This is a genomic window from Paenibacillus brevis, assembly GCF_018919145.1.
Classification (GTDB): domain Bacteria; phylum Bacillota; class Bacilli; order Paenibacillales; family Paenibacillaceae; genus Fontibacillus; species Fontibacillus brevis.
Window position 1 is genome coordinate 119,893 of the sequence record NZ_JAHLQJ010000011.1, and the last position, 13,134, is coordinate 133,026.

Below are 13,134 nucleotides of genomic sequence, written 5' to 3' on the forward strand. Positions count from 1 at the left end.
AACTTTTTTAGAGTTTTGAGACGCATAGAAGTCCTTAAAAAGTGTCGAAATTTCAACATTGTGACTAATTTCACTTTAATGGTGAAATGATATTTCTCACAATACAAGAAAAAGAATAAGGAGTCAAAGACAAAAATTGTAAATTACAACTGAAAATTCGAACATTCTATTGAAAGTTTTCATTTATTTTATAGTACGTGAAAAAATTCACTATACAAACTAAAAAAGCTGTGATATGCTTTAACCATAAAGAGAAGCGCAAAGCTTCATTAGGACACACTCCTAAGTGAAAAAAATCACTAACATAAGGAGTTGTCCATTCCACCTTAGGAGGATGAGAGAAATGGCCGTTAAAAACGAAGTGAAAGCAAACACGGAGCCTACCGCACAAGACTACATCCAGACATTGATCGACAAGGGGAAGAAAGCATCCGAAGCGTTCATGAGCATGACTCAGGAGCAAATCGACCAGATCGTACAGGCTATGGCACTGGCAGGACTCGACAAGCATATGTACCTTGCTAAGATGGCGGTTGAAGAAACCGGACGCGGCGTATACGAAGACAAAATTATCAAGAACATGTTTGCAACGGAGTATATCCACAACAGCATCAAATACAACAAGACCGTCGGCGTGATTGAAGATAATCCTTATGAAAGCTTCCAGAAGATCGCTGAGCCTGTCGGCATTATCATGGGGATTACGCCGGTAACCAACCCGACATCCACTACCATCTTTAAAGCGATGATCGCGATCAAGACACGCAACCCGATTATCTTTGGGTTCCATCCATCTGCACAACGCTGCAGTACGGAAGCTGCCAAGATTCTGCTCGAAGCCGCTGTGAAGCATGGCGCGCCTGCAGATTGTATTCAATGGATCGAGAATCCTTCCATGGACCGCACCAATGCGCTGATGAATCATCCTGACGTAGCCTGCATCCTGGCAACCGGCGGATCCGCGATGGTTAAAGCGGCTTACAGCTGCGGCAAACCGGCGCTCGGCGTAGGTCCTGGTAACGTGCCTTGCTTCATTGAGAAGACTGCCGACCTGGATCAAGCGGTAAACGATTTGATTCTCTCGAAGACGTTTGACAATGGCATGATCTGTGCCTCGGAGCAAGCGGTTATTATTGAAGAACCTATTTTCGACCAAGTGAAGAAGAAAATGATCGCAAACGGCTGCTACTTCGTTAATAAGGAAGAGGCTGCAAAATTGACTGCCGGAGCTATCATTGCTGATAAATGTGCAGTAAATCCAAGCATCGTAGGCCAACCTGCTGTGAAAATCGCTGAAATGTGCGGTATCGACGTACCTGCAGGAACGAAGATTCTTGTCGCTGAAATCGAAGGCGTAGGACCTAAATTCCCGCTGTCGGCTGAGAAGCTGAGCCCGGTATTGGCCTGCTACAAAGTGAAAACAGCTGAACAAGGCATCGCACGTGCGCTGGAAGTGGTTCAATTCGGAGGCATGGGGCATTCGTCGGTTATTCATTCTAATAATGAAGAGATTATTCAGAAGTTCTCGGACAGCATGCCTACCTGCCGGATTTTGGTGAACCAGCCTTCGTCGCAAGGCGGTATCGGTGATATCTACAATACGAACCTGCCGTCCCTGACGCTCGGCTGCGGATCTTATGGACGCAACTCGACATCGTCGAACGTAACGGCTATCAATCTGATCAACGTGAAAAGGGTGAATCGTCGTACCGTGAATATGCAATGGTTCAAAGTGCCGGATAAAATCTATTTCGAGAAAAATTCGACCCAATATCTTGCTAAAATGCCGGATATCAGCCGCGTATTGATTGTAACGGACCCAATGATGGTTAAACTGGGTTATGTAGAAAGAGTGGAGCACTATCTCCGTCAACGTCAAACGCCGGTAGCGATTGAAGTATTTTCGGATGTAGAGCCGGATCCGTCGACAACTACGGTTGAACGCGGTACTGAACTGATGGCTAAATTCCAACCGGATTGCATCATCGCTCTCGGCGGCGGATCGCCAATGGATGCGGCCAAGGGTATGTGGCTGTTCTATGAATACCCGGATACAGATTTCCACAACCTGAAGCAAAAATTCATGGATATCCGCAAACGGACTTACAAATACCCTCGTCTGGGCCAAAAAGCAAAATTCGTAGCCATTCCTACGACTTCGGGTACAGGCTCGGAAGTAACGCCGTTCGCAGTTATTACCGATAAGATCAATGGCAACACCAAATATCCATTGGCAGACTATGAGCTGACTCCGGACGTGGCGATCATCGATCCTGAATTTGTATATAGCTTGCCTAAAGTAGCGGTTGCTGATACAGGGATGGACGTATTGACACATGCGATTGAAGCGTATGTATCGGTAATGGCTAATGACTATACGGACGGACTTGCAATTAAGGCCATCCAACTGGTGTTCCAATACCTGGAGAAATCGGCGCTGACTGGCGACAAGCTGGCTCGCGAAAAAATGCATAACGCTTCGACGCTCGCAGGGATGGCATTCGCGAATGCATTCCTCGGCATCAACCATAGCCTTGCGCACAAATGGGGCGGGCAGTACCATACCGCTCATGGACGTACCAATGCCATCCTGATGCCGCATGTCATTCGCTACAATGCGAAAAAGCCTACCAAGTTCGCCGCATGGCCTAAATATACTAACTTTATAGCAGACGAACGTTATGCAGAAATCGCCCGGATTCTTGGATTGCCTGCCCGTACAACAGAAGAAGGCGTGAAGAGTCTGATCAACGCCATCCGTGATCTGAACAAGAAGCTTGGTATTCCTGCAAGCTTCCAGGAGCTTGGATTTGACCCAAGCGACTTCGAATCGCGGGTAGATTATCTGGCAGACCGCGCCTTTGAAGATCAATGTACAACAGCCAATCCTAAGCTGCCATTGGTTACGGAGCTGGCGGAAGTTTACCGTGATGCCTTCTACGGAAGATTTGAAGAATAAGTGAACAAATAAGATGAAAAAAGTGACAAATATCACCTCGAAAGTGATATTTGTCACAATCTTTATATGGGGATTATTATAATATAAAGCTATAAATGATCCCTAATAGAAAAGGTAAGTACGGTGGATATAAAATTTATTCGCTGAGGCTTACCAGTGTCAGAAATGTGAAAAGTATCACAAATTTTAGGGATCACAAGGCGCGGATATATAACCTTCAACCCGCGTACTTTAAACTATAAATGGAGGGAATAAAGATGTCGGTGATTGAAAAAGAAGTTCAAAAAACACAAGAAGTACAATCGGCGTGGAGAAGCTTCAAAAAAGGTAAATGGATGAGAGAAGTGAACACCCGCGATTTCATCGAGAACAACATCAGCGCATATGAAGGTAACGAATCCTTCTTGGAAGGCGCAACGGACAATACTAAATCACTGTGGGATATCATCTCCGATCTCACGAAGAAAGAAAGAGAAGCGGGCGGCGTGCTGGATGTAGATGTTCACAAGCCATCCATGATTACATCCCACAAGCCTGGATACCTTGACAAAGCTAAGGAACAAATCGTCGGTGTTCAAGGGGATGAGCCGTTCCAACGTACTATTCATCCTTTCGGCGGCATAAATATGGTTCTCAATTCCTGTAAGGCATACGGCTTTGATTTGCCGGAAGAAATTGTTGAACTGTTTACACATATCCGTAAAACCCACAACCAAGGCGTTTTTGATGCATATACCTCCGAGATGAGAGCCGTTCGTAAGGCCGGTATCATCACAGGTCTTCCGGATGCTTACGGCCGCGGCCGGATCATCGGCGACTATCGCCGTGTAGCTCTGTACGGTGTAGACTTCCTGATCAAACAAAAGAAAAACGAACTGAACAGCCTTGAGGTTGACGTTATTGATGAAGCTGTCATTCGTCTTCGCGAAGAGCTCTCCGAACAAATCCGCGCGCTGGACGAACTGAAGCAGCTTGGACAAATGTACGGTTTTGATATTTCCAGACCTGCTGAAAATGCGAAGGAAGCTTTCCAATGGGTATACTTCGGCTACCTGGCTGCAGTTAAAGAGCAAGACGGCGCTGCAATGTCCCTGGGCCGTGTATCTTCCTTCCTGGATGCTTACATCGAACGCGATCTGGCTGAAGGAACATTGTCTGAAGAAGCAGCTCAAGAACTGGTTGACCATTTCGTTATGAAGCTTCGTATCGTTAAGTTCCTGCGTACTCCTGAATATAATGATCTGTTCAGCGGCGACCCTACTTGGGTTACAGAATCGATCGGCGGTATGGCTGTAGACGGATCGACATTGGTAACGAAGAACAGCTTCCGCTTCCTGCATACCCTGTACAACCTGGGCCCTGCTCCAGAACCGAACCTGACTGTTCTCTGGTCCGAGCAATTGCCTGAAGCGTTCAAAAAATACTGTGCGAAGGTTTCGATCGAAACCAGCTCGATCCAATATGAAAATGACGACCTGATGCGTCCGATCTACGGTGACGACTACGGTATCGCTTGCTGCGTATCCGCAATGAAGATCGGTAAGCAAATGCAGTTCTTCGGAGCGCGGGCGAACCTGGCTAAAGCCTTGCTGTATGCGATCAACGGCGGTAAGGATGAAAAATCCGGCGCGCAAGTCGGTCCTGAATACCCTGCAATTACTTCCGAATACCTTGAGTATGATGAAGTGATGAAACGCTTCAAGCCGATGATGGAATGGCTGGCTAAGACCTATGTAAACACATTGAATGTCATTCACTATATGCATGATAAGTATTGCTACGAACGGATTGAAATGGCGCTGCATGACCGTGACATTCTCCGTACGATGGCTTGCGGTATTGCGGGTCTGTCGGTTGCAGCCGACTCCTTGAGCGCGATCAAACATGCCAAGGTTAAGGTTATCCGTAATGAACAGGGCATTGCTGTCGACTTCGAAACAGAAGGCGAATTCCCTTGCTACGGTAACAACGATGACCGTGTTGACCAAATTGCCGTTAGCCTGGTTGAATCCTTCATGGAAATGATCCGCAAGCATAAGACTTACCGTGATGCCCTGCCTACACAATCCGTATTGACCATTACTTCCAATGTAGTGTACGGTAAGAAGACAGGTACTACCCCGGATGGACGTAAAGCAGGCGAGCCGTTCGCTCCTGGTGCGAACCCAATGCACGGCCGCGATAAGAAGGGTGCATTGGCATCGCTTAGCTCGGTAGCGAAGCTGCCTTACGAGCACAGCCTTGACGGTATCTCGAATACCTTCTCGATCGTGCCTAAGGCGCTCGGTAAAGAAGAGGAAATCCGCAAATCCAACCTTGTATCGATGATGGATGGATATTTCGGCAGCAATGCGCATCACCTGAACGTCAACGTGTTTGACCGTGAGCAACTGATGGACGCTATGGAGCATCCTGAGAACTACCCTCAGTTGACCATCCGCGTATCCGGATATGCTGTTAACTTCATCAAATTGACTCGTGAGCAACAGCTCGACGTGATCAACCGTACCTTCCACGGTTCGATGTAAGGAACTTCGGGTAGAGTCGTAATAAATGCTGTTCAATAGTATGAATTGAGGCAGCCTAACTGGAAAGGGTGACGAAAGATGCTTAAAGGTCGCATACATTCATTGGAAACTTTCGGAACGGTAGATGGACCAGGTATTCGTTTCGTTCTCTTCATGCAGGGCTGCCTGCTGAAATGCCAATATTGCCATAACCCGGATACATGGAGCTTGACGGATGGCAAGGAGATGACCGTAGATGAGGTGTTGGCGGAAATTGAGCCATACCTCACCTACTACCGCTCCTCCGGCGGCGGCTTGACGGTATCGGGAGGAGAAGCAACCTTGCAGGCTCCTTTTGTTACCGAGCTGTTCCGTCAAGTCAAGAAGCGCTGGAACTTGCATACCACGCTGGATACGAATGGTTATAACGAAGGCGACAAGATCAAGGATCTTCTTGATGTAACGGATCTGGTTCTTCTTGATTTGAAGCACATCGATAATGAGAAGCACATCAAATTGACTAGTAAGCCCAATGACCGGATGCTGAGAATGGCTGAATGGCTGTCTAGTCATCATCGGAACATGTGGATCCGTTATGTGCTTGTACCCGGCATTAATGATGAGGAAGAGGATTTGGTCCGCTTAGGCCGATTCATCGGCGGTCTTCAAGGTGTAGAGAAGCTGGAGATTCTCCCTTATCATCAAATGGGTGTATACAAATGGCAGGAGCTTGGCTGGGCTTACCCGTTGGAAGGCGTGCCTTCCCCGACAGCGGAACAAGTGGATTGGGCATATGCCACGATCGAGAAGGGTCGTCAGCAGGCAGAAGTGATTATGAATTAGCCTTCATCAGCGTCAGTTATAATCACATATAATATTGAGAAGTGTAGCGATAGCGGTTAAGCTTGACTGTAGATGTCAGGTTTAACCGCTTTCTTGTTGTTGATAAGAAGAAATTATCCCTGATATAGAAAAATAACCTCCTGACGGATTTGAAATCGTTTTCTATAATAAGGGGTAGTAACTCTAAATTCAGGAGGGGTCATAGAAAGATGAAGAAAGGCATACTTCCGCTTCTCCTGCTGCTTATCGTCTCTTTTTCTACCTTGCTTGCGGGCTGCAATGATTCTCGTGACCCAGCATCGGAAAGCGAAGATCAAGGTCCGGTTGCCAATAACGAAGCTTTGAGTAGCGATGAGCCGTTCGAGATTACGATCCGCCACACCCAGGTCGGGGATTCCAAGAAGTTCCGGCTTGCACTGCTTGAGGAGGTCGTTGCCAAGACGGAGGCGGAGGTGCCCGGACTGACAATCAGATTGGATGCAGTCGACTCCGAGGTGAACCGTAAGGAGAAGCTGAGGGGAGAGATGGCTGCAGGCAAACCGCCGGATGTATTTGATGTGTTCGGCAGCCCGGAGGCTCAGCTCTATGCCCGAGAGGGCCTGATGCTTGATCTTTCAGAAATTTTGAATGAGCTGGGATTGAAGGACAAATTTACAACCCTGGCTTCATTTACACTGGATGGTAAAATATACGGTCTGCCGATCGGCGGATCCATTGAAGGTTATTTCTATAATAAAGGATACTTTGAGCAAAAAGGGCTATCGATCCCCCAAACGCTGGATGAGCTTGACAAGCTGGCCGAAGAGATCCAGGCTGATGGCAAAATTCCGTTTGCCCAGGCCTCCAAGGATGCCTGGATCCCTCTGATGACAACGAATAATCTATGGTCATACTATGCCGGCCCGGAAATTACCTATGGCTTTATGACCGGCGAGAGCCAGTGGAATGATGAAAAGATGGTGAAGGCGATTGCGAAGCATAAGGAATGGGTGGAGAAGGGCTACTTCAAAAAAGGGGAGCTGGGCCTTGAGTATGCGGATATGAGGAACCAGATCATTACGGGAGAAGCGATCATGATGATGGACGGCTCCTGGGCGAACTCGGTATTCAGAGATCCGACTCAGGCTGGAGCAATGGCGGGTAAAATCGGATTTTTCAATATGCCCCCATTGAAGAAAGGGGATCCCGTTGTGGTCATGCGGGATGCGAATAATGGCTATGGTTTCTCCAGTGCGGTTGCTGACGATCCCCGGAAGCTGGCTGCCGTAAAGAGCTTTATCAAGAATATGTGGACCGAGGAGATGCAGCTTCGCGGGCTGAAGGAAGACGGCGTGCTGCCGGCTATCAAGATGGATCTGGAGCAGATGAAGACAACATCTAACGATGCGCTGATGCAGGATATTTTCACGGCGGTAAGTGAAATTGAATTGTCCTTTCCGGCATATGATGCGCTTGTACAAGCCGAGGTGAATACGGCGCTGAGCATAGGCATACAGCAGATCATCGGCGGCGAGATTGAACCGGCTAAGATGCTGGAGCACATTCAAGCCGTTCAGAATACGGCTAATGCGCTCGAATAGAGCAAAGCAAGCGTACTACGAATTCGGGAGATAAACGCTATGAACCTGCGAATCAAACTGTTTACCGCCTTCCTTGGGCTTGTCATCATTCCGCTGTTCGTGCTCGGCATTATTACCTTTCTGGTTACATTCAATTCAATTGAGACCAAGTATAGCCAGCAGGCGGAGTATTCGCTCAAGGCCATTGGCTACAGCATCAAGAATATATTTCAGGAGATGGATAATGTCACGGACAACGGCATCGCCACAGGGGTCTTCCAGGAAGCGCTCAGCTCCCAGGATCCTGATTCCCAGGATTTAACGGCCGCAAGCCAGTTGGAACTGAATGCAAATCAGCGCAACTTCCGTTCTTTACTGTATAGCCACCCCGCAATTGACTATGCTTTTTTGTACAATGTGCATGGAACCGGGGATTCTAATGTCATTTCTATCTTTAATAAAGAAAACTTCGAGACCTTGCCCTATGAGCAATTCAAGGAACATCCCCTCTATCAGGAAGTGATGTCCCTAAATGGGGTTCCCAAATGGATAGCGCCTCACGAGTATCCCGAATTAACCGGATCGGAGGATGTGTTCACCCAGATTCGCCTGATTAAGGACCTGGGTACGTTTCGCAAGGTGGGCGTGTTAGTGGTTCAGATTAAAAATTGGGAGTTTGAAAGTATTTACCGTAACTTGACGATCGGGAGCAGGATGCAGGATACCCGTTTCTTTTTGGTCAATGACAATGGTCAGGTGCTTTACGACTTCCAGTCTGAGCTAAGCGGCGAGACGCTGGATTCCAATATTCAGTCCAGGCTCTCGGCAATCACAGAGTATTCCAGCTTTAAGGGGAAATTCGAGAATGAGGAAAGCGTCATTTCCATCTATCATTTGAAGGAATATAACTGGAAGCTGGTGTCTGTAACGTCATGGCACTATTTGTCCCAAGAGGTTACGACGTTTTCCAAGTGGTTTGTAGCTATTATTCTCATATGTGTTGTTACCGCTATGCTCTTTAATATTTTCTTTATGAACCGGATTACAGGGACCATTGGGGTTATAGTCCGCTTTATGAGAAAGGTTGAGAGCGGCGATCTGAATGCCAGGGTAGATGAGAAGGGCGATGATGAGCTTCTGCTACTGCAGAAAGGCTTTAACAGCCAAATGGAGAAGATTAATGAACTGTTCCATCAAGTCAAACAGGAGCAGCTCCAGAAGGCCAATGCAGAGCTAAGAGTGCTGCAGGCGCAGATCAAGCCTCACTTTCTGTTCAATACGCTAGAGTCGATTAATGTGCTGGCCGTGCAGAATGAGGGGCGAAAGGTCAGCGAGATGGTGGTGCGGCTGGCCAGCATTCTTCGGATCAGTATTCAGGACAAGGAAGAGATTCGCCTTGGGCTTGAAGTAGAGCATCTCCGGAGCTATCTTGAGATTCAAAAATTCCGTTTTGAAGAGCTGTTCGATTATGAGATTGATATTCCGGCAAGCATGATGAGCTGCAAGGTGATGAAGCTGACGCTTCAGCCATTGGTAGAGAATAGCATCCAGCATGGCTTTGAGGGCATCAATTACAGGGGACGGATTAAAGTGACAGGCATGCTGCGGAATAATAGCATGGTGCTCCAGGTCGAGGATAATGGGATCGGCATGACAGGCAAACAGCTGTCCTCCATTCAGTATGCCGACCCTGACTTAGATCTTCATTCCGTCTCTGTGTATCCCAATCATGAGCGGAGGGGGCTTGGGCTGAGAAGTGTGCATGACCGGTTAAGGCTGCAATATGGAAGCCGTTATGGTCTGTTTATCTGCTCGCAGCCCGGAGAAGGTACGATAATCCAGTGTGTGATTCCAATAACAGAATCGGGTGATCAGGGATGAATCTGAAGGCACTGTTGGTGGATGATGAAGTTCATATTTTAAACAATCTGTCGAAGGTATTGCCCTGGGAGGACATGGGCTTCGAGATTGTGGGATTGGCCAGAAACGGAGTGGAGGCGCTGGAAGCCGCCGTCTTGCATGCGCCGGACTTAATCCTATGCGATATCCGAATGCCGGTGATGGATGGGATGGAATTCATCGAGAAGGCCAGGGAGTGCAAGCTGAACAGTGAGATTATTTTGCTGACAGGCTATCAGGAGTTTGAGTATGCCCGGGTAGGCATCAAGTACGGGGTGAAAGACTATATCTGCAAGCCGATCAATTACTTTGAGCTGGAGGATGTGGTAAGGAGCATCGCTGCCCATATCCGTGAAGCCAGAAGGAAGCAGAACAAGGAGGAGTGGCTGGAACAGGCGGCAATGATGTTTAACGAAAATTATATGCTGCATGCCTTACTAGGCCAAATGACAGACGAGAGGATACAATGGCTGCCAGAGGATGAGCGAGGCGAACAGCCTTCGGTTGACGGAATGCTGCTGTTGGATCTGGAAGACTATGCTCGTTGCTCGCTGTCCTGGACTTCACATGAACGAAAAACCTGGAATGTACATATTAAGCGGGTGTTGACCGAGCTTTTCAGGGGGCTTGTACCCAATTGCATGGTGCTGCAAGTGAGAGAGGGCGAATGGTGTCTGGTATTGCATTCTGCAGAATGGCAGAGCGTGACCCGCGAACAGCTCGCAGAAATGCATACCATGCTGATGAACGAGGTCCGGGAGACGCAGCCCGAGCTAAGCCTGCGGATGTGTGTCAAGCAGGAGTCTGTTCCCCTGCGTGAGCTGCCTGCTCTTTATCAGAGGATGCAGAAGCTGTTTATCCTGCATTCCCCTGATGAATGGATTGTGGATGCGAATAGCTTGCTGTCTGAGCGGAATGAGATACAGGAAAATGATAGTGAAGACAACGGGATGCAAGGATGGCGATTCACGGAATTAATGACGAATGGCCTAAGAAACGGCAATTCGGATATGTTGCTTCGCGTATCCTCCGAGCTTAAGCATTATATCGCCCACTCCGTTGAAAGCTCGGGCGGTCACGCAGAGAAGCTCCTCCATTATCTGCTTATTCATCTGCTTCGAGAGATGCGTGAATTGCAAATGCTGGCTGCGGACCAAGAGAAGAAGGTTTGGGCGCTGCTTCAGGGATCGCTCAGCCTTAAGGAACTGCTCGCGGTTATTCTGGCAATGCTTGATCAGTCCAGAGATTCGCTGGCGGCCAAGAAGTCCTCGGAGACCCTCATGATGACAGCACAGAACTACATTTTGCAGCATCTCGGCAAAGACTTTGGGATCGAGGATATTTCCGATTATTTAGGAATTAGCTGCAGTTACTTCTGTCTGTTGTTCAAAAATCACTTCGGAGAGACGTTTGTTGAATATTTGACACGGCAGCGAATCGAAACAGCCAAGACCTTGCTCCAAAGCAGCAGTAAATCAATTACCAGCATCGGAGCTATTGTCGGGTATCAGGAACGAAGATACTTTACGAAGGTTTTTCAGAAATATACCGGAATGACGCCCTCGGAATACCGTTCCAGGGAATCATCCGTATCCTAAATTATAAGAGGTGAGAGGCTTGAAATTGAATGAATCGGCCTGGTCGTTAGAGGAAAAAATAGGTCAATTGTTTATTTGTGGTTTCCATAGTCTTGAGACGGATGAACAAATTTTGACCTTGGTCAAGGATTACCATGTCGGGGGGACGGTGTATTTCCGGCGCAATATTGAGTCTGTACCGCAACTCGCCGCGCTTTCCTCCGCTCTGCAGCGTCTTCCGCGGAACCATGCGGATGTTCCTTTGTTCATTGCCATTGACCAGGAGGGCGGGATGGTTGCTCGTCTGGATCATGAGGGCATGAGCCGGATTCCGGGAAACATGTCTCTTGGCGCAGCCGATGATCTGTCGTTAACCGAAGCTACAGCACGGCTTGCAGCCAAGGAAATGCTGGATCTCGGCATTAATTTCAACTTCGCGCCGTGCATCGATGTGAATAATAACCCGGCGAACCCCGTCATCGGAGTACGCTCGTTCGGGGAGAACCCGCTAAAGGTAGCTGAGCATGGTGTGGCCGCAATTACAGGTTATCAGCAGCAGGGAGTGATTGCTACGGCCAAGCATTTTCCCGGACATGGGGATACGGCAGTCGACTCACATCGAGGCCTTGCCTCGGTGCCTCACGATAAGGAGCGTCTGAATGCCGTTGAATTATTGCCTTTCCGTCACGCAATCACGGCCGGGGTTGATGCGATAATGACTGCACATGTTATCTTCCCGGCATTCGAGCCGGATGGTATTCCGGCTACGTTATCCCGGAAGGTACTGACGGACTTGCTAAGAACCGAGCTGGGCTATCAGGGGGTTATCGTCACGGACTGTCTGGAGATGCATGCGATTTCCAAGGAGAGCGGAATTGCCGAAGGGGCTGTCCAATCGATTGAAGCCGGAGCGGACCTCGTGCTCGTGAGCCATACGCTGAGGGATCAGATTGCAGCTATTGAGGCCGTAAAGACAGCAGTTAAAGAGGGCAGAATTACCGAGGAGCGGATTAATCAATCGGTAGAACGAGTTCTTCGGCTGAAGGAGCAAAGACTAGGGACGCCGACCTTTGACTCAGGGAAGGAAGTCCTTGCAGATCCTGTTCAGATGCCCTTGACTCCGGAAGGGGAACGAGTTCCCCTCCTCACGCAAATTGCCGAGAAAAGCGTGACTCTGGTGAAGAAGGGCTTGAACTTCCCGCTGGATGCAGCAAAGCCGGTGCTTGTTGTCTGGCCGGAGCTTCGGCATCGGACCGAGGTCGATGAACCGGCAGTTCATCGCTACACCCTTGCTGATGCATTGGAAAAATGCGGAGTTCAAGTGGAACTGGCGGTCATCGGCACGTATCCGGAGGATGAAGAGCTGGAACAGGTGTTGAAGGCAAGCCTGGCCTTTGATCAGATTGCAGTTGTAACCTATACCGCAGAAGGAGCACTGCCCGAAGGTCAAAAGCAGCTAGTTCAAGAGCTGTGCCGGATTCATGACGACCGGGTTGTTGCAGTATCGACACGGAATCCTTATGACATTAATGAATTCCCTGAGGCAGAAACCTATCTGTGTCTCTATGAAAATCGTTCCTACGCTCTGGATGCATTGGCTAAAATGATTACAGGTCGTTTGAAGCCGACCGGCGTTCTGCCTGTTGGTCTGAACAGCAGCTACCCTGCAGGCTATAGTCACCCTCTTAATTAATAATTTCAGGCAATACTTGCAAAGCCAAAACCGGCAGAATCGCGCGCTATAACGCGGTTTGTGCCGGCTTTTGCGTGAATACGGAACTTATTGTCCG

General features: G+C 48.5%; 7 protein-coding genes. All 7 read left to right on the top strand.

Annotated features, from left to right (window positions below; genetic code table 11):
- Nucleotides 1-343 precede the first annotated feature (343 nt).
- The 7 genes from adhE to nagZ all read left to right on the top strand — a co-directional run bounded on the left by adhE (nt 344) and on the right by nagZ (nt 13,037).
- Entirely contained in the window at nt 344-2,959 is a 2,616-nt protein-coding gene (gene adhE, locus KQJ23_RS13995) for a bifunctional acetaldehyde-CoA/alcohol dehydrogenase (protein ID WP_216479491.1), read from the top strand.
- 257 nt (nt 2,960-3,216) lie between these two features.
- A complete protein-coding gene (pflB, locus tag KQJ23_RS14000; protein ID WP_216479492.1) occupies nt 3,217-5,487 on the top strand; it encodes a formate C-acetyltransferase in 2,271 nt (756 codons plus the stop codon).
- 78 nt (nt 5,488-5,565) lie between these two features.
- Nucleotides 5,566-6,309 (top strand): pyruvate formate-lyase-activating protein, encoded by a 744-nt coding sequence (gene pflA, locus KQJ23_RS14005; protein WP_216479493.1) that lies wholly within the window; start codon nt 5,566-5,568, stop codon nt 6,307-6,309.
- Between the two features lie 209 nt (nt 6,310-6,518).
- Nucleotides 6,519-7,889 carry an ABC transporter substrate-binding protein gene (locus tag KQJ23_RS14010; protein WP_216479494.1) on the top strand — a complete coding sequence of 457 codons (1,371 nt, stop codon included), beginning with the start codon at nt 6,519-6,521 and terminating at the stop codon, nt 7,887-7,889.
- A 39-nt stretch (nt 7,890-7,928) separates the two neighbouring features.
- Nucleotides 7,929-9,749, top strand: coding sequence for a cache domain-containing sensor histidine kinase (locus KQJ23_RS14015; RefSeq protein WP_216479495.1), 1,821 nt, complete (start codon nt 7,929-7,931; stop codon nt 9,747-9,749).
- On the top strand, nt 9,746-11,365 hold the full coding sequence (locus KQJ23_RS14020; protein ID WP_216479496.1) for a response regulator transcription factor: 1,620 nt from the start codon (nt 9,746-9,748) through the stop codon (nt 11,363-11,365). The genes KQJ23_RS14015 and KQJ23_RS14020 overlap by 4 nt, the downstream gene beginning before the upstream one ends.
- Before the next feature lie 25 nt (nt 11,366-11,390).
- The gene (gene nagZ, locus KQJ23_RS14025) at nt 11,391-13,037 is read left to right on the top strand and encodes a beta-N-acetylhexosaminidase (protein ID WP_216479544.1); all 1,647 of its coding nucleotides are present in this window, start codon (nt 11,391-11,393) and stop codon (nt 13,035-13,037) included.
- Nucleotides 13,038-13,134 lie beyond the last annotated feature (97 nt).